The organism is Chryseobacterium sp. DT-167, from assembly GCF_058310155.1.
This window is the reverse complement of record NZ_JBZEEQ010000007.1, coordinates 202,569-222,501: the sequence shown is the minus strand read 5'-3', so window position 1 is coordinate 222,501 and position 19,933 is coordinate 202,569. Positions and strand designations below refer to the sequence as shown.

13 protein-coding genes are annotated in these 19,933 nt (G+C 36.8%); 8 read left to right on the top strand and 5 right to left on the bottom strand.

The annotated features are described in order from the left end of the window. Nucleotides 1–146 precede the first annotated feature (146 nt). Both AC4FQ5_RS11470 and AC4FQ5_RS11465 read right to left on the bottom strand, forming a co-directional pair. A complete protein-coding gene (locus AC4FQ5_RS11470; RefSeq protein ID WP_491143408.1) occupies nucleotides 147–623 on the bottom strand; it encodes a DUF6265 family protein in 477 nt (158 codons plus the stop codon). A 101-nt stretch (nucleotides 624–724) separates the two neighbouring features. Then, nucleotides 725–1,537, bottom strand: coding sequence for a DUF6597 domain-containing transcriptional factor (locus tag AC4FQ5_RS11465; RefSeq protein ID WP_491143407.1), 813 nt, complete (start codon nucleotides 1,535–1,537; stop codon nucleotides 725–727). A gap of 348 nt (nucleotides 1,538–1,885) precedes the next feature. On the opposite strand from AC4FQ5_RS11465, the gene AC4FQ5_RS11460 reads away from it, so the two are divergent. After that, nucleotides 1,886–2,455: a Crp/Fnr family transcriptional regulator gene (locus tag AC4FQ5_RS11460; protein ID WP_491143405.1), complete on the top strand. Its 570-nt coding sequence runs from the start codon at nucleotides 1,886–1,888 to the stop codon at nucleotides 2,453–2,455. An 89-nt stretch (nucleotides 2,456–2,544) separates the two neighbouring features. Then, entirely contained in the window at nucleotides 2,545–3,225 is a 681-nt protein-coding gene (locus AC4FQ5_RS11455) for a type 1 glutamine amidotransferase domain-containing protein (protein ID WP_491143403.1), read from the top strand. A gap of 301 nt (nucleotides 3,226–3,526) precedes the next feature. On the opposite strand, the gene AC4FQ5_RS11450 is transcribed toward AC4FQ5_RS11455, so the two are convergent. From AC4FQ5_RS11450 to AC4FQ5_RS11440, 3 genes are all read right to left on the bottom strand, one after another. Continuing rightward, nucleotides 3,527–4,189 carry a phage tail-like protein gene (locus AC4FQ5_RS11450; protein WP_491143401.1) on the bottom strand — a complete coding sequence of 221 codons (663 nt, stop codon included), beginning with the start codon at nucleotides 4,187–4,189 and terminating at the stop codon, nucleotides 3,527–3,529. A 146-nt stretch (nucleotides 4,190–4,335) separates the two neighbouring features. Continuing rightward, the gene (locus AC4FQ5_RS11445; RefSeq protein ID WP_491143399.1) at nucleotides 4,336–9,492 is read right to left on the bottom strand and encodes a beta strand repeat-containing protein; all 5,157 of its coding nucleotides are present in this window, start codon (nucleotides 9,490–9,492) and stop codon (nucleotides 4,336–4,338) included. Between the two features lie 115 nt (nucleotides 9,493–9,607). Further along, nucleotides 9,608–10,201 carry a hypothetical protein gene (locus AC4FQ5_RS11440; RefSeq protein WP_491143398.1) on the bottom strand — a complete coding sequence of 198 codons (594 nt, stop codon included), beginning with the start codon at nucleotides 10,199–10,201 and terminating at the stop codon, nucleotides 9,608–9,610. Between the two features lie 479 nt (nucleotides 10,202–10,680). On the opposite strand from AC4FQ5_RS11440, the gene AC4FQ5_RS11435 reads away from it, so the two are divergent. The 6 genes from AC4FQ5_RS11435 (at nucleotide 10,681) to AC4FQ5_RS11410 (ending at nucleotide 19,931) form a co-directional block, all read left to right on the top strand. After that, on the top strand, nucleotides 10,681–11,523 hold the full coding sequence (locus AC4FQ5_RS11435) for a helix-turn-helix domain-containing protein (protein ID WP_491143396.1): 843 nt from the start codon (nucleotides 10,681–10,683) through the stop codon (nucleotides 11,521–11,523). A gap of 758 nt (nucleotides 11,524–12,281) precedes the next feature. Continuing rightward, nucleotides 12,282–12,530 carry a hypothetical protein gene (locus AC4FQ5_RS11430; protein ID WP_491143394.1) on the top strand — a complete coding sequence of 83 codons (249 nt, stop codon included), beginning with the start codon at nucleotides 12,282–12,284 and terminating at the stop codon, nucleotides 12,528–12,530. An 801-nt stretch (nucleotides 12,531–13,331) separates the two neighbouring features. After that, nucleotides 13,332–14,057 carry an NUDIX hydrolase gene (locus AC4FQ5_RS11425; protein ID WP_491143392.1) on the top strand — a complete coding sequence of 242 codons (726 nt, stop codon included), beginning with the start codon at nucleotides 13,332–13,334 and terminating at the stop codon, nucleotides 14,055–14,057. Between the two features lie 18 nt (nucleotides 14,058–14,075). Beyond that, a complete protein-coding gene (locus tag AC4FQ5_RS11420; protein WP_491143390.1) occupies nucleotides 14,076–15,560 on the top strand; it encodes a xylulokinase in 1,485 nt (494 codons plus the stop codon). A 108-nt stretch (nucleotides 15,561–15,668) separates the two neighbouring features. Next, entirely contained in the window at nucleotides 15,669–16,997 is a 1,329-nt protein-coding gene (gene xylA, locus AC4FQ5_RS11415; protein WP_491143389.1) for a xylose isomerase, read from the top strand. 66 nt (nucleotides 16,998–17,063) lie between these two features. Next, nucleotides 17,064–19,931 (top strand): SusC/RagA family TonB-linked outer membrane protein, encoded by a 2,868-nt coding sequence (locus AC4FQ5_RS11410; protein WP_491143387.1) that lies wholly within the window; start codon nucleotides 17,064–17,066, stop codon nucleotides 19,929–19,931. The last annotated feature ends 2 nt before the right edge of the window (nucleotides 19,932–19,933 follow it).

Sequence of the window (19,933 nt, the reverse complement as noted above, 5' to 3'; positions counted from 1 at the left end):
CATGTTTTTTTATTTGTTTTTAGGTGTTTATCAATGATTTTATATTGCAGATTCCAACTCGCATTACATTTTTAAATTCAATGATACCTATAAATGATTTCTGAAATCTAAGGAAGGAATCAAAAAATCCCCAGATTCATGAAAGATTATCTCAAACGTTTCATAGGAAAATGACGCCGTTCTTCCTTTTTGTTTTTCATTCCCGAAATTTCTGCTATTAGTGAGTCGTTACTGATTTTTGCATAAGATATGATCTGCGGGAAATCGTGTGTTTTATTTTCAAAAATAAGTTGTGTTTGTGAAATTTTTTTGCCTTCAAAACGGATAGGGGAGCCACCGTTTTGATTTTTAACTGTAGGAATGTACAATAAAACACCTTTCTCCTCAACAAGTCTTACGGTTTCAAACACAATAGTATCTTTCTGTTTCAGCATATAAATTTTAGCCTTCAGTTCATTTTTTCCATTTGCACTCCAGGTTTCATATATACTTCCTTTCAGGGTCTTTTGTTCCCACGTTCCGATCAGCCAATCCACGTTTTTGATACTGTTTTTCTTTTTTACGGTACAGGCGCAAAGCAGTAACAGAGCAGCAGCCATAGCTAAATTTGTTTTTGTTGTCATTGTTTTAGAGATTGATGGTAACCATGATATTATCGGCTTATCATATAACAATACAAATTTGCAGGATCTGCGAAGTGCAAAATTGTAAAAAAGCGACATTCTCAATCTTTAATAAAAAAAGAAGTCATTTTTAAACTCTTTTTATAAAACTCTTTTGGGGTAACCCCTACAAATTCCCTGAAATCTTTGATAAAATGTGCCTGATCGTAATAGCCGTTTTCATGAGCTAAAGAAGTAAGATTAGTAAATTCATGAGCAAGGAGCATCTTGAGAGTAGTCTGAATACGGACGGTTTTCAGCAATTGTTTGGGACTTAAACCAATACCTGAATGAAATTTACGTTCAAGCTGCCTTCTGTCGATATTAACCTGCCTTGAAAGCTCAGCCACAGTTAACTGTCCATTGGCCGTTAAAATAGTTTCTACAGTTGATTTTACTATATGGTCGATGGTTTGGGTGTCGGTCAGCCTGTTTGTTAAAAACGTTTCAATCAGCTTTATTTTCTCTGTCGGTGAAGGTGCTTTTAAGATTTTCTCCTCAATCTCCAGTCCTTTTTTTCCGAACAGTTTTTCTAATGAAACTGCAGTGTCTTCCAGCTCTTTTACCGGAAGGTTCGTAAAAGGTAAGAATCCGTTGGGATGGAAGCGGACAGAAAAAATGCCGGTCTTTCCGGTTGGTTTTATCTCAAGCGGACGGGTCAGCTGCCCGATGACAAAGCATCTTGGCTGGATGATGCTATTTCCTTCAGCGGTATATTGCCTGTAAAGATCACCATAATGGAAGATCATTTCCATGCATCCATCCGGAACGACAGATTGTTTTTCGATGGTTTCATTTTCTGAACTTTCCATGATCCAGTAGCATTTGACAAGCATTGCTAATGCCCGGCTTGGCTCAAAGATTTCGTAATTCATTGAGATTTATTCTTAATAAATTAAATTTATAATAAAGAAATGTTTTATTTAAACATTTTGAAATCATCTTTCATACTTTATGAAACGTAAATTTAATGAAACAAAAAGATTCTGTTTTTCAATTTTCAATATGCGAGACACAATAAAAATAATCTTCGCATAATGATAAGTATATAATGTAAAGGTATGTTGTAATTTAAATATTGTGTATTGCAAAGTAGCAAATGTTTGTAATAAATGAGCTACTGTGATTAATCTTCTCAGAATTTAATACTTTATCATTTTATCTGATACTTACAGACAGCAGGATTATTTGCTTTATATTTGATTACAAAATTACAGAATCAAATGAGTCTAGAACTGAGAAAACATATTGAGGAGATTGTATCTCTTACAGATGAAGAGTTTGTGTACATCAATTCTTTTTTTACATTAAAAAAACTCAAAAAACACCAGTATCTTATTCAGGAACGCGAAACGGTTACTTCTATTTATTTTGTAGAAAAAGGTCTTCTGAAAGCTTCTTTGATTTCTCAGGACGGAAAAGAGCATATCATTCAGTTTGCAAGTGAAAATTGGTGGATTTCAGATTTTCAGGCTTTCTATAATAAAGTTTCTTCAGTTACAAATATAAGTTGTCTGGAAGACGTTGTACTTTACGGTATAGAAAAAGAAAACCTGGAAGAAATGTGCAGAAATAATCATAAGATTGAACATTTTTTCAGAATTAAAAACAGTTTCGGATATGTTGCCCTGCAGCAGAGAATTCTCTCATTACTTACCGCAAGTGCAAAAGAGCGTTTTGAGCAGTTTTCCACTCATTATCCGCAGCTTATTCAAAGACTTCCCAAATCAATTATCGCATCTTATCTCGGCGTTTCCAGAGAAACTTTAAGCAGGATTTATCACAAATCGTGAGATGTGTCACACAAAATAAGTGATGTACATCACGTGCCAGACAAATAAAATATGTTGAAATTTGTACTATAGATTTAAAAATTACTAAAATGAACAAAAAGGTTTTATTTGTGCTTACGAGCCACGACGAATTAGGTAATACCGGTTTGAAAACAGGGTTTTGGACTGAAGAATTAGCCGCACCTTATTATGCATTATCAGACCAGGGAATAGAGATTACACTTGCTTCTCCGAAAGGTGGTCTTCCGCCAATAGATCCTAAAAGTGAAGATCCGTCATCTCAGACAGATGCTACAAGAAGGATGGATGGCGATTCTGTTTTACAGGATAAACTCAAAAACACACATCGTTTATCAGAAGTAAAAAGTGAAGATTATGATGCTGTATTTTATCCCGGTGGTCATGGTCCTTTGTGGGATCTGGCTGAAGATGAGACCTCGCAAAAGCTGATTGTCGATTTTTATACCGATAATAAGCCTGTTGGTTTTGTATGTCATGCACCCGGAGTTTTAAAAAATGTAAAAATAAATGGTGAATACCTCGTTAAAGGCAAAAATGTAACAGGATTTACCAATACAGAAGAAGATGCTGTACAACTGACGGATATTGTTCCTTTTCTGGTAGAAGATATGCTGAAAGAGAACGGTGGAATTTACAGTAAAATAGAAGACTGGAGTCCTTATGCAGTCGTAGACGGAAGATTAATTACCGGACAGAATCCTGCTTCTTCTGAGAAAGTAGCTGCAGAGCTGCTGAAACTTATACAGTAAAGAAGGTAAACTTCGTAGTGTTATCACAATAATTCCTTAAAGCTTATGATTTAAGGAATTTTTTTATAAGATAAAATATTGACACTTAAAAAAGCAGTCAGGCTCAGTCAAGGAAATATTAAATGAAATGGAAAATCACTTTCAATACAGATTTTGAAGGATAAAGAGTATATTTATTTTGTTTCAAAAATTGTTGCAGGTTCATATGTGTTGTCAATCATGAATCACCAAAAAAATGCCCCAAAAAGTGTTTCACTTTATTGGGGCAGCTCCTTTATGGGGATATTTTGCTAAAATACAGCTATGGCTTCCAAAAACTCCATACGGTACCGTTGAATACGGCTAATTGTTGCTTTACCGTATCAAATACCATCATTCCCGGAGTCGGATTAATAATGTTCAGATGAGGGCTTGCAACTTTAGGTAAAATCATTGCACGATTTACATCTGTAAGTACCAATATTCCGTTGGTTGTGTCAGTATTTGAGTTGGATCCGATGGCAGCTTTGGCGTCTGTGTTTTCTTTTGCATTGTCTTGCAAAGAACTGTCTACCGTATTGTTTGCACTTATCGTTTGCGTAGTGTTATCAGATCTTTTTACATCAACGGGGTAGGTTACATTTGTAAGATTAAACCAGGCTCCGTCCTTTCTGTATTTTATATTTTTATCTGAAAGATCAAAGATAAAAGTTCCGTTTTCTATTGTGCCCTGCATTCCTCTGTAGCCTGCTCCGGTTGTTGCATTGTAACTTACGGGTTGGTTATTCACCGTTGAAGTCCAAGGAAGAACGATCCCTTTTTTATTATCTGAAGAGTCATAAAACTCTAAAGAAATACTTGGGTTGGTTGTCGTATTGGCAGGTTGTATCCTGGAAAGTTCACTTTTTCCGATAGCAATCTGGGCATGTACGGTGAAAGATATGGCAACGGCAGCTAAGGCAGCGCTTTTTTTGATATTTTTCATTGTAGATTCTTTTTGTAACCTTCAAGGCAAATTCACCTTGAAGGTTTTTAATTATTATTTGTATGCACTCTCAAAAATTTATTTGAAATACTGTGAATTTTTAAAAATTGTAGAATCCACAGTATAATCTTTTTTTTGAGGCTAAATTATAAATCCGGGCATGCCTGCGTTTCAAAGCAGTGCCAAGCAGCATTGGTTTCTCCTGATTTCACAGCATATATTTTCATACATTTTGCTTCAGTATCATAGACCATCATTCCGACTACAGGATTAGTGATATTCGCAAGAGAGGCAGTAGTAGGCACTCTGTTTATAACAAATCCTTTTTCTTTTGATTCCAATACATTCCACGCACTTTGTCTTGTCATCGGCCAGTTTCCATTATCAGCTCCGGCTCTAGAAAGAGCAGTGATACCATGTGTTGAAGGGAAGGTATTTCCAGCATCTGTAATGGCAGGTTTGTAGCAACGCGCATTACATTGGATGATTGCGTTGTTTGTAGAATCGCCAATACCTTGTCCTGTAGTATTGCTATAATTTGCAGGCAATACTGCGAATTGCGGAACACCATTCGGGTTTACACAGGTTGCTGATGCACAAAGATTTTGATTTACTGTAGTGCTGCCTCCCGATAGTGAAGCAGGTGCTGTTGCCAATTGTGCTGACAGAATATCTGCACCTCCTTCTATAGCATCCGAGCATCCGTCACCATCACTGTCAAGGTCTAGCTGATCCGTAATGCCGTCCCCGTCAGTATCACAAGCAAAAGCGCTTCTTACTCTCATACCGGCAGATCTTTCTGCGACATTTGCAGTAGCATTTCCGGTCATCCCAAAAACGAACATTGCAGAAGTGTAGCTGTCATAGCGCATATACACCTTAATGTTTTCGTCGTCTGTGGTGATATTGGGAACAGTTCCTGTCCCGTCATTTGCCAAATTCACATGTCTGTAATAGTTATATGACGCAGGAGGAGTATTTGTAGCACTTGTAAATCCGCCGTTCACAAGGTTACTTCCCACTATAACTGCGCTTGGTGTTGTAGAAGTACTATAACCTGCTACATCTGAAAAAGCTTGATTATTCCCGTCAATATTATTGAATTGAATAGTGACATACGGAAGTGTTGCCGGAGTGTATACTGAGGAAGCATTAGTAACAGTTCCTGTAGGAACAAAGTCTAATTTGAATTCTGCATAAGGATTATCTGAAGCTCTTGTATTCTGCAGAGCCAAAGCTCCTCCCGAAGTTAAAGCTAATGCAGGTGTGCCTGTTCCTGAGCTTGGCGTATTTTTAGAAATTACTGTTAGAATTGCATCATACTGATTTCCTAAGTACGTAAGAGCATTGGCTCTGATAAGCTTGGTTCCGGCAATAAAGTCTGTACTTGTTCCCGCTGAGCCAGACAGAAGGGTAGCTTTGTTTGTTGTGTCTGCAAAATCAAAATAGATTGCAGGACATTCTGTTTCATCTACAATTCCGTCATTATCATCATCAAGATCTGTATCATCCGGAATACCATCTCTATCGGTATCCTGCTTTACAGTGATGCTAAATGTCTGGATAGAAGAAGTATCTGCTCCTCCGTTTGCCGTTCCTCCATTATCCTGAATTCTTACGCTAATAACAGCTGTTCCGCTGGAATTGGCAGCAAGAGTATATTGCAGCTGTCCGTTGGAACTGATCGTTGGCTGTACCGTAAAAATTGCGTTATTGTTGTTGGTAACAATAAAGCCGGAAATACTTTGTAAAGACTCATTAGAAGGCCCTTTGCTGATGTTTGATGCCCATGAGTTGACCACATAAGGCACAGCAGAACTGGTTTGTATATGAATCTGATCAGCTCCTTTTGTGAAAGAAGGAGAATCATTTACAGGATCTACGGTTACTGTAATACTCGTTGAGTTAGATTTGTATCCCAATGAATTTTCTACCGTATAAGATATAGAGTCGGTACCGAAATAATCCTGAACCGGAGTAAATGTTACATTCCCGCTATCATCAACACTCCATGTACCATTGATTGTTGTATAGCTCGTCTGTCTCCCCGCAGTAGCAGGATCCAGATCTACAGTAGTTCCATTCAGTGTTCCTGAGGCTGTCGTATCATTCGTTAATATATTGAATGTTTTAGGAGTATCTTCTGGTGTATTTGTCGTGTCGGCATTTCCTACCGGGTTGCTTATGGCAATACCAAAGTTAACATTCGTATTGTTGGTATTGTTACCTGCAGTCACAACAAGAAAGGGATTCGTAGAACTTCCGCCTGTCAGAGAGTTTGTAGCATCATTATCTATGGATCCGTTGAAGGTAGCTCCCGCAGGAAGATCAGATGTTACAGGCACAGCGATACCATCACCATACGGTGTTGTTTTGATAAATACTCTGTAATTACTTGCTGTAGTACTTGCAAGGTAGCTGAATTTATAGGTTCCATCCGGTGCAACAGTAACAGATGAAATGGCATTGTATGGAGAAGTATTCAGGGTAAGAATCGCATACAGTTGTTGTCCTCCGATCTGTGATACCGGAGTACCGTCTACTTTTAATGGGGCTACTGATCCGTCCTGATCATTATATACTATCCCGGAAATTTCATTGTTTACGTTGTTGGTAACTGCAATTGTCCGGCAGATTTGCGTTCCGCTTCCACAAGAGTTTGTAGGTGTTGCACAGACACTGTAGGTGCCATTTTGTCCGGCATTGTTAAAATTCAATAAAATAGAATCCGTTCCCTGTCCAGATGTGATTGTAGCACCTGAAGGCGCAGTCCATGTATATCCTGTAGCACCTGAAATACCTGTAATTTTAAAGCTTACACTGCTTTGATCATCTCCAAAAGCAGCATAATATACCGTAAATGATACAAAGTCAATGTTTGCAGTTGCTGTACCGGCTGCATTATTATATGCCTGTATTCTGAGTTTTGTATTGGCAAAATCAGAAGATTCCCATGTTGTTCCCCAAAGGTCTGAAGCATCTCCATAGGTAACAGCAGCATCTGTAGTAGGCCAGAATGCACCTGTAACAGCTTTATTGTTTCCAACTGCAATGTTATTTTTCAACAGCTGAACAACATTATCTCTTATGCTATTGGCTCCGGAAGCATTTCTTTCTATATTGATGCTGATTCCCATTATAGAATTTCCTGCAGGAACAGTAATAGAAGGAAAAGGAATTTCCAAATATTGCGATGTTCCGCCATTTGCAGCAATAGTGGTAGCAGAGGTATTGGTGTTGTTACTGCTTACAATATTTCCAAGATTCGTCCATGCGGTTGTTCCTGCTGCATTATTACTTGCGGCGGTGTTCGGAGCTGCTAAAGCCCCTGTATTACCAGCTGTACCGTTAGCTCCTGTAGTGGTTGATATCACCCCTGTTCCTGTGATGCTGCTTGCTGAAGAAACTGTAGCAATTACCGGTGTACGACCAGATTCGCAGCCTGTATCAGGATTATAAAAAGAAACATAATAAGTAGTTGTGCTAGATATATTCGGTGTGGTAAATGATGCTCCTGTTGCTAAAGGAGAGCCTCCTGTAGAAGCAGCATACCAACGGTATTGTTGGTTTCCTTGTGCACCACTTGCTGTAAGAGTAACGGCGCCTGTATTACAACGACTCGATCCGGTTACGTTTACAGGATCTACATATGCAGTATGAGAAGCAGAGATAGTGTCTTCATAAAGCCCTGGACAAGCAGCTGTTGCAGTATTGACAATAGTACCCTGTGCATTACAGTTTACATTGACATCATAGGTAATGGTTGCCTTTGCTCCCGGTAATAAGGTGATGTTATCAGCGCTGACAATTACATTGGGAGGAACACCGTTTACAAGAGTACCGCCCGAAACAGCATTTGTTTTATTTTGTACTGCCTGGCTCAGAGTATATTGTAATACCAAATCATCAACGGTAGTCGTTTTTGTACCCCAAGCACTTCCGCTTGAATTTACCAGACGGATACGTGTATCAGCAGTCAGATAAAGAGGGTTGATTATAGCACTGAAGTTACCGCTGGTGGTTCCGCTGATTGTTCCTAATGAGAAATAGGTCGAACCATTCGGGGAAACCTGAACGTCTAATGTACCATTGGCAGAACTCTGTGTATATGCAAATGATAAAGACGCATTTACTGCTTTCGTAAGATTTGCGGTTCTTTCAATACCACTTCCATTGGGTAAGTTTGCGAAATTTAACCGGTTTGTTGTAACGGTAATTGTACCTGTAGCCGGATTTGTTGTAGTTTCACCAATTTCCGTCCATTCATTTTTCCATAGAGCTGCTCCGTTGTTTCGTGCATAAGAAACAGAGTTGAAATTATCTGCAACATTTTCTACTACGCTCACCGCAGGTACAGAGATAGTCGTGCTGTTCGGAACATAAGTAAGTCCTGCAGGAAGCGGATCTGTAAGTGTTACATTTTCTGCTGTGCTTCCAAGATTATCCAGAACAACAGTGTATTTTTTAGTTGTTCCCGCTAAAAAGTGGTCGGTATCTGCAGTTTTGCTAATATACATTAACTTTACAGGGTTCCTTACGGTAGTAGGGTTTGTAAAAGTACCTCCCGCGGTTCCAAACTGAACTGAAAACTGACGACCCGTTCCTGCGTTGCTTTTGCCGAGTGCAAAGGTAACTTTGGTATACGGAAATTTGTATTGTGCAATAAAAGCAGCTGTGTTGTCAAAGGTTACACCATTTAGTTCAGTTGTAATTCCCCCGAATCTTGTACGTCCGGATGGTTGCTGACTGATCGTAAGACCGCTGGTTGCATCTACCTGATAAGTAGAATATCCTCCTATTTCCACAACTTCGTTTCCGTCGATATCTGCTGCAGTAAAGTAGTACTCCGAAATGTAGGCTCTCTTATTAGTAGTAACTTCATAAAATTCAAGCTCAAACAAAACGTTACCACCTGAAGCTGGGGTAGTTATCCGGGGCTGAAATCTTCCCGGAAGTCCTGTATTCACAGCTTCATCATCCAGAATTGTAATAGTGGTCCCTGTTCCGTTGATTTCTTTTATGGTAAGAATTCCATAAATAGTGATCCCGTTGGTAGTAATCAGATTATCATAACGCCACACAGAACCGGCAGATAAACCGTTGTTTCCTGTATTGGTAATAAGTGTGCGGTTAGCATTCAAAAAGTTGAGATTCTGACCAGGAATTGCAAGAACAAAAGAACTTGGCTGTTGTGCAGATACATTAAGGTAGCTGAGCATCAGTGCCATTGCAAAAATCAAGGGCCTGATTTTTTGTGCTACATATTGTTTTAATGTAGGTCTTTTAAAAGTAGATTTTTTCATTATTTAGCATAAAATTACAATCATCATCGCTTTTTATATAGATTTAATATTGCGAAAATGATTAATCAAAAAAAATGTAATAGCTTTTTAAAAACGTATTATTTCAATACATTTTTTATAATAATGAAAAAGAAGGGGGAGGGCGCGTCCGAAAGCTTCTGCTTGTACGGATTGAGGGATGTATGCAGGTGTAAAAAGATTTATTCTTTTCTACAAAATAAGTAATAGAATATGGGCGGAGAGTTTCAGGTACTTCCCATTTCAAATGATGATCAGGAAAGACTACCGGTTTTTCGGATGAGCCGGCGGGCGTGAAACTTTCATCACTTTTGTTCTTGAAAAGATATCCTAAAGAAACTTTCTTAGGTTTTTGTTTTTTAGGCGCTTGTTGCTTGTTTTTTTGAGAAAGATCGAAAGTGTTTTTTGCTTTAGGCTTTGTCTTTGCACGCTTGGTTACGGAGTTTTTATCATCTCTGTTTTCTTTTTGAGTGACGGATGTTTTATCAGAAGATTCAGGAGCTGCATTGCCGGATGCTGAAATGGCATTTGCTAAGTTTTCTGTAATGACCGTGTTTTTTTCAACGTAGACCGTTACCCCTTGCGGAATATAAACCTGACCGTTAAGAAAGCTGAAAAAACAGAATAGGAAAACAGATAAAAGGAATCCCGTTATCTTCTTGTTTTTCTGGTTTTCTTGAGGTATTAGCATTGCGAAAAAGTAAACACTTTTAAGTTTGCAAATATATACTTATTTATTTATAATTCAAATATTTATTAATATGATTATCAATTTTAAGATAGATAATAAGAGCATAAAAAATTGAAGGTTTATCTTTTCTGAATATGTGGTATCACCATTTTTTTGCAAACATATTTTTAATATGAAATAATATTAAAGCTTTCAAATCCAAAAACTATTATAATCATTACGATTTATTCTGTTTATGTTGCAAAATTCTTTTTAATATGATTGAGCTTTTTTATGTTATTTTAAATGGATATTCAGCTGTTTTATTTATAATTTAGGCTTACAAAAATTCAGTGATATAAGATTATGATTTAAATTTTTATATTCGCATCCATAAAGTAGCTAATAATAATGATTGAGAACAAAACTTTTAGATTCAGCCTGTTGTACATAGGGTGACAATTCTGAAAGATCGTTGACACTGTCTTAAAATTCATAATATGTATATATTGTCAGAACAGTTAAAGAGAAACGGTTTTAATATTGATTTTCTTCATGATGTGATAGAGAGAAATAATTTTTTATTACAATTTAATACTTTAGAATATTACTGTATTTATCTTATTCTTAAAGATCTGGATGTTAAAATTGAAGGTGAATTTAAAAGTATAAAGACAGGAAATGCTATTTTTCTGGGACCGCAGAGGAATATAGAATTTCTGTCTTGCACCGACAACAAGAATATTTACGTTATTGCCTTTACATCAGCATTTTATGAGAGATCAAAAAAAGACAGTGTTTTTTTAAATTCAAAGGTTTTTTACAATCATTTCTCAAATTACGTTACGGCTCCTTATTTCGGAAGCGACGAGTATATCAGGACTATGCTTATAGGTAGACTCACACACTTCAATGAAAAAAATAAAAGTCTTGCTATATATGCCGCTCACAATGCCATCGAAAGTTTAATACTGGATGCTTTGATGTATCTTGAGTCGAATGAAGATACAATGGATGAAAAACTTAATTTTGTATCGAAAATGAATTATTTTAATACGCTTCTTCAGCGGGATTATAAATACCATAGAAATGTTACTTATTATGCTTCTCAACTTTGTATCTCGCCCAAGAAGCTGACAGAAATGACGAGCTACCTTTATGGGAAAACGGCAAAGCAATTTATCATTCAGAAGATCACCAACGAGTCTCTGATTGCTTTGCGTAATTCAAATTTAACGATTTCTGAAATAGGGTATGAAATGGGTTTTAAATGTGAAAGTGTTTTTACTCATTTTATGCGAAAACACACAGGCAAAAATCCTTCAGCATTAAGGGAAGTTTAAACTTTTTTCTTTCTGACCAAGATTCTTACTTGGTTTTTTACTGCACAGGTGCTGTGAACGCCTTAAAACTATTGCTGTTAAGTCATATGAAAATCAAAATAATGGATGAAAATAACAACTTTAAATTCGTTTTTAACAAGATCGATTGGCAGGATACCTATTATATTTGCAGCTGAAAACTAAATATGCTTTTAAGTTGTTGAAATTTAGGGGAAAAGAAAATTAAATGTGGTGTCAAATAAATAGGTTTTGTTGAAGCTGCTTTAATATTTTTTTTGTAAAAATAGACCAATACCTTACCCGAAAATTTAATCAGCCATTTACAATAGCTGAATATATGAGTAAGTGATGATTTGTAAACGATTTGAGTATAAATGCCATGAGAACAAAAACGGAAAACCCTAAAGAGGATTTTTTCTCTTTCTAAATGTTTTTTTTTACGGAAAGTTGATGAGTATGGGATTCAAACAGTCAGTGAATCCCGAAAACAGATTACATATAAATAACACAGAAGTTAATATGCAACCTGATTACTAAGACAAGCTCGTTATACCAAAGAAAAGAATTGTCATGTTCCAAGTTCTTTTGCCGCTGCATAGTTTTGCTCATCTCCGTTTGATTATTCTTTGAATAAGTTTGATCGGGCTGTAAGATATTTAAAACAGAACAGCTAAGCCATATTTATAATATAAATAAAGCATATTTAAGGTCATTTTGGAATTACTGAAATTGAAGAAAAAAGTAAAGACTAATATAAAATGAATTACGAGGAAGCTTTAAGCAGAGTTGAAAAACTTCAGAAATATGCAGACGAATATCAGTATAACGCAAAGTACATCATCGTACCTGCAGCCAAAAACGAAATGGAAAAATATCTGAATGATTACCGCAATACATCTGAGAAAGGAAATCTACTGAGCTCTAAAGAGTATTGCTCTGACGGAAATTTTTTAGTTTACCGCATTGATGTCATTTCCGGCCCGAAAAAAAAGAACAATTTCATTTAAAAGTAAAAGTTTATTTTAAAGATAACTTCATTGCTTTTCTTCATACAGTATTACTGATATCTAATATTCATTAGATGTTATACTATTCATTGCTGCTTTTTCATTTGCACCATTATAAATATTTTCTTTTCAGCCCAAATTATTAAACAGTTCAAGTTTACAAGTGTCTTTGCGCCTTTTAACTTTTTGTAAAAGTATCTGTAATATACTTCTTAGTAAATCTTATCAAATTTATTAATTCTACTTTTCCTTATGTATCTTTTTTTACAAGGTGGTAATTTGCTGTAATACGAGGTTTACTAAATCATTAACTCAAATTTATTACAGCTTAATCTCAAATATTTGATAGTTCTTTTCGAGACATATTGTCATGACTATAATCAGTTTTGATGGATTGAATTTTGTGTTAAAAAATTACGAACACAGTCTTAATTTAGTCAGTCACGCTATAATTTGGTGAAAATTTTTGACGATTAAATGACTAATATCTACGTAAAATCATCATTTATTAATTTATTAATAAAAAATATTATAGAGATTTATAGTGATTGTTATCATATTCTATAATTTAACTAAAATTAACTTAATAAGTGTACGTTTGACATTTAATATCTTTACAGCTAGCGGATTAAGATATTATAATCATACTTTGTATGATAAGCTTATCATTAAAATAATACAATTCATATCATCAAAAATCGGTATGTAAACAGTTGATATTTAATATATAATGTAATTTTATTTTTTTTTCTCAATTGAATTTTTATATTTGTCATGTTACGTAAATGTTAACATGCTTATATGGCTCCAGATTTTATACATACTTATGTTTCGGTTGACTGCGTTGTTTTTGGGTTTGATCTCAATAACCAGTTGAATATATTATTGGTGCAGCGTCATTCTGATGACACCCCTACAGAAGTGCATAGAAAATTGCCAGGAAGTCTGATCTTTAGCAATGAAGACGTTAATGATGCTGCCGGTAGAGTACTGTATGAACTTACCGGCATCAAGAAGATGGTGCTGAAACAGTTTAAATGTTATGCCGATCCGATGCGCGCAAGTAACCAGAATGATATCAGATGGATGGGGAAAGAATACAAGCATAATATAGACAGAATAATCACCGTTGCCTATTTGTCTCTCTGCAAGATCGATCATAAGATCAACAGCTCAAAGTACAGCAATGTTGACTGGTATCCCGTTGATAAAATACCATCCCTTCCGTTTGACCATAATATAATTATAAAAGAGGCACTGGTTGAGATCAGAAGATGGATAGAGATTGATTTTTCAATTATTTTTGAGCTTCTACCCAAAAAATTTACGATAAGACAATTGTATCAATTATACTGTGCCCTGAGTGAAAAGAATATTGACATTAAAAATTTTCATAAAAAAGTTTCTTCATTCAGCTATATCGTAGCGTTGGATGAGATTGAAGACAACGTTCCGCACCGGGCGGCAAGGTTCTACAAATTTGATGGCAAGGCATATAAAAAGAATAATTCAAAATTAATTAAATAAAAAACCATTTTCAATACTATGTATTTATTAGGATACGATATAGGGAGTTCTTCTGTAAAAGTTTGTCTTATTGAGGCATCGAGCGGCAAGGTTGTGGCTTCTGATTTTTCACCTAAAAAAGAGATGAAGATCATCGCGCTGAAAGCTGGTTGGGCAGAACAGAATCCTGCCGATTGGTGGACAAATTTAAAGCTGGCCCATGAATCTGTAATGCATCAGGCCGGAATAGACCCGGAAGACATCAAAGGTATCGGAATAACATGGCAGATGCACGGATTGATTATGGTAGACAAAGATCAGAATCTGCTAAGACCCTCAATCATCTGGTGCGACAGCCGTGCCGTAGAATACGGTGAAAAAGCCTTCGAAGAGATAGGTCCGGAAAAATGTCTTTCACATTTGCTAAACTCTCCGGGAAATTTCACAGCATCAAAACTGGCATGGGTAAAGGATAACGAACCTGAGATTTTTGATAAAATTGATAAGATTATGCTTCCCGGTGACTATATTGCCATGAAGCTGTCCGGAGAGATAGGAATAACAGTTGAAGGTTTGTCCGAAGGGATCTTCTGGGATTTTAAAAATAATTGTATTTCTCAGGATGTTATTCAGTATTTCGGAATTCCTGAAAGTTTCTTCCCTGAGATTGTTCCGACTTTTGGTATTCAGTCAACAGTTTCCGCTGCTGCTGCCAATGAATTGGGATTAAAAGAAGGTACACCCATATCCTACAGAGCAGGTGACCAGCCAAATAATGCCTTATCACTTAATGTTTTTAATCCCGGAGAGATCGCATCTACAGCCGGAACATCCGGAGTTGTCTACGGAGTTTTAGACAAGCTTGATTACGACAGGCTTTCGAGGGTCAATACATTTGCACACGTCAACCACAGTGAGGAACAGATGAGACTTGGGGTATTATTGTGCATCAACGGAACCGGAATTCTGAATTCCTGGCTTAAGCACAACTTTGCCACATCACTTTCTTCATATGGAGATATGAATGAGCTGGCTTCACTTTCGCCTATCGGATCAAAGGGTTTAAGTATTATTCCTTTCGGTAACGGTGCAGAAAGAGTCTTAGAAAACAAGGACACCAGATGCTCTATACACGGAATCAATTTCAATATACATTCTAAAGGTGATGTTCTGAGAGCTGCACAGGAAGCAATTGTTTTCTCATATGAGTATGGGATGAATATCATGAGAAACATCGGGATGGACATCAATGTTATTCGTGCAGGTAATGCCAATATGTTCCTGAGTTCCATTTTCAGGCAGTCACTGGCAAGTGTAAGCAATGCTGTGATAGAGCTTTATGATACTGATGGTGCTGTAGGAGCAGCAAGAGCAGCAGGAATGGGAATTGGCTTTTACACAGATTCTTCAGAGGCATTCGCATCGCTTGAAAAGATTGCAGTTATAGAACCTGAACATGAAAAGGAGGAGCAATATCTAGAAGCATATCACACATGGCAGGATCATCTTAAGGAAATATTATAATCAAATAAAAATAACGGAATTTATCATACTTACTGAATAAAAATTACAGTGAGCAGGGTGATTCCATATCCAAAAAAAAGAAAATTTCAATTAATAAATCAAACTTACATGAACGTTTTAAAGTCAACAAAAGAGTTTTTTTCAGGGATAGATCAAATTAAATTTGAAGGTAAAGAAAGCAGAAATCCAATGGCATTCCGTCATTATGATGCAGAAAGAGTCATCATGGGAAAACCAATGAAAGAATGGATGAGGTTTGCAATGGCTTGGTGGCATACACTATGTGCAGATGGCAGTGATCCTTTTGGCGGACCGACTATTCATCATCCTTGGTCACAAGGTACAGATGCTGTTTCGAGAGCTAAATATAAAATGGATGCCGGATTTGAATTCATGAATAAAATGGGATTCGGTTACTACTGTTTCCATGATATAGACTTAGTAGATCCCGCAGATAACTGGAGAGATTACGAGAAAAATTTGCAGGCAGTTGTAGAATATGCTAAAGAAAAGCAACAGGAATCGGGTATAAAACTTCTTTGGGGTACAGCCAATGTATTTACTCACGAAAGATATATGAATGGTGCTTCTACCAATCCGAATTTCGATGTTGTTGCATGTGCCGCTACGCAGGTTAAAAACTCAATTGATGCAACAATTGCTCTTGGTGGAGAAAACTACGTTTTCTGGGGAGGAAGAGAAGGTTATATGAGTCTTCTCAATACCGATATGAAACGTGAGAAAGAGCATTTGGCAAGATTTCTTACCATGTCTCGTGACTACGCAAGACAACAGGGTTTTCAGGGAACATTTTTAATTGAGCCTAAACCGATGGAACCTACCAAACATCAGTATGATTATGATGCTGAGACTGTAATAGGTTTTCTGAAAAATCATGGATTAGACAAAGATTTTAAATTGAATCTGGAAGTAAATCATGCTACATTGGCTGGTCATACATTTGAGCACGAATTGCAGGCAGCTGTAGATGCTGGAATGTTGGGAAGTATTGATGCAAACAGAGGCGATAATCAGAATGGTTGGGATACTGATCAGTTTCCTGTTGACTATTTTGATCTTGCACAGGCTTGGTTAGTGATCCTTGAAGGAGGTGGTTTAGGATCAGGAGGAGTGAATTTTGATGCTAAAATTCGTCGTAACTCTATCGATGCAGACGATCTTTTCATTGCTCATGTTTCAGGAATGGATGCGTTTGCAAAAGGCTTATCTGTTGCAGCAGATATTCTTGAGGATTCTGATTATAAAAAACTGAGAACTGAAAGATATTCTTCATTTGACAATGGTCTCGGAAAATCTTTTGAAAATGGTGAGCTAACTCTGGAAGATCTTAGAAAAAGAGCTCTTGAGATTGGCGAGCCACAACCAAAAAGCGGTAAACAGGAATTGTTCGAAGCTCTTGTGAATATGTATATCTAAAAGCAAAAAGTTTAATTGATTAATTAGCTTTTTGTTACCCTAATATTTAAAAACAATATAATAATTATGAACCTATTTTATTTAAGTAAAAGCAATAAGGCGGCACTATTTTTTGCCATGACCTTATTACCTTCAGGTCTGGTTTATTCTCAAAGTAAAAAAGATACTATTCCAAAAGAAAAAAAGATTGAAGAGGTTGTGGTAATTGGATACGGTACTCAGAAAAAAGAAGCGGTGACAGGTTCTGTATCTTCTTTAAGTGGAAATGCTTTGAAGGAAGTTCCATCTGCGAATATAACAGATGCAATACAAGGCCGTCTTCCAGGAGTTGATATTGGAAGAACCTCAACGAAACCTGGAGCTGTGCAGCAGATTCGTATCAGGGGAGAACGTTCACTGACAGGATCCAACGATCCACTGATTGTGTTGGATGGAATTCCGTTTATTGGTTCCTTAGCCGACATCAGCCCGTCGGATATCAAAAGTCTCGATGTTTTAAAAGACGCATCAGCGACAGCGATTTACGGATCCCGTGGTGCAAATGGAGTTATTATTGTGACAACCAACAGAGGTGGAAAGGGTCAAAGACCTAGATTTACATATAACGGTTACACAGGCTATCAAAGTATATTTTCAAAATATCCCATGATGGACGGTCCAAAGTTGGCCAAGTTGAGGACAGATGCAAATATGGTCGTCAATGGTCCGGATGAATCAAACAGTAATAATACAGACTGGCAGGATCAATTTTACGGTTTGGGCCTTATGATGAATCATGATGTAGGTGTTAGCGGAGGCACAGAAAAGGGTGGTTACAATTTTGGTGTTGCCTACTTCCAGCAAAACGGGGTAGTACCTTTGCAAAGTTATAAGAGACTTTCAATGAGGGGATCCCTGGATCAGGAGGTTAATAATTGGCTTAAAATTGGTTTCTCTACGAATTCAAATTTTTCTATCAATGATTTTAACAGTGTAAGTGGAGCGCCGACATTAGGATATTCACCACTAACTACACCAAATCTTGCGGACGGAACACCAAGATTGAGAACTGTATTTGCAAATTTAGATCAGACAGCATTGCAGACAAGATCAATCCTGGAAAGTTTAGGAGATGCTTACGCAGACCGTACAAACGCTTTCAGTTCATATAACAATTTGTATACTGAGATCAAAATACCAAGCATCGAAGGGTTAAAATACAGATTAAACGTTGGTCTTACCTACAGGAATTCTAATAGCGGATATTATTTAGGTACAGGAGCTTTAAACTATAATCCTGCAACTTTATCCAATGCGAGCATCGGAAATTCATTAACTACACAATGGGTAATTGAAAACCTTGTTACTTATGACAGAACTTTTGGTAAGCATAAAATTAATGCAACAGGATTATATTCTGCTGAACAGACAAGATTCAACAGTTCTTCAATAGGTGCACGTGATGTGCCAATTGATGCATTTCAATATTTTAACTTGGGTCATGCACAAGGAGAAATTACAATCAACCCAGCCAATCAGGGATATTATAAAAGAGGGCTGATGTCTTTCATGGGAAGAGCCATGTATCAGTATGACAACCGATATATGATCACAGCTACAATCAGATCAGATGGCTCATCAGTTTTAGCACCAGGATACCAGTGGAATACCTATCCTGCAGTTTCTGTAGGATGGAATGTCGCTAACGAAAGTTTTCTACGTGATTCAAAATATATTAATGTATTAAAGTTGCGTGCAGGTTACGGGCAGACTTCTAATCAGGCAATTGCTCCTTATTCAACTTTTGGAAGTTTAAGTACAACACCTTATAATTTTGGAAGCAGTAACGCTATCGGAAATTATGTAAGCAATGCTCCAAACGCTTCATTGGGATGGGAGTTTTCAAAAACGTACAATTACGGAGTTGATTTCACAATTCTTAACAGAAGAATAAATGGTACCGTAGAATATTATCTTACCAATACTGAAAAATTGTTGTTAGGCAAAGGTCTTCCTCCTTCCAGTGGTTTAGGTTCAGTGACAGAAAATGTGGGATCTTCTCAAAATAAAGGTCTGGAAGTTTCTCTTAATGGTATTATCTTTAACAATCCGGATGGTTTCAGTTGGGAAGTTGGTGGTAATTTAGCAGCAAACAGAAACAAAATTACTGCACTTGCTTCAGGGCAGGATAGAAATGTAGGAAACTTGTGGTTTGTAGGATATAACATTAATGCTATCTATGATTATCAATATGTAGGATTATGGCAGCAAGGTGATCCCTACTTAAATATTCTTGAGCCTCAGACAGGTGCTGCACCGGGTATGATTAAAGTTCTTTACACAGGAGGATATAATGCCGACGGCACACCTACAAGACCAATTGGTGAGGCTGACAGACAAATCATCAATACAAATCCGGATTTCATTGGTGGATTTAATACTCGACTTGCTTACAAAGGACTGGATTTAAGCATTGTAGGAGCATTTCAAAAAGGTGGTGTGTTAGTAAGCACAATTTACGGTTCTTCAGGTTATCTTAACAGACTTACAGGAAGAGGAAATAATGTTGACGTTGATTACTGGTCACCAGAGAATACTGACGTTAGAAATCCAAAACCAGGGGGGTTGATGAGTGGTGACAACCCGAAGTATGGCTCTACACTAGCATTATTTGATGGTTCATTTGTTAAGATCAGAACAATAACTTTAGGTTATAATTTTGATAAAAGTGCAATTGATAATTTAGGGGTAAGCAACCTGCGACTGTATGTTACTGTTCAGAATCCGTTTGTATTTGGTTCTCCATATTACAGATATTCTGGAATGGATCCTGAGCCGAATTCAAGAGGTAACGAAAATCAGGCTGTGAATTCTTACAAAGCAAACCAATTGGTGATAGGAACCAATAACCCTTCTACCAGAAATTATATGATCGGATTAAATCTAACTTTTTAAAA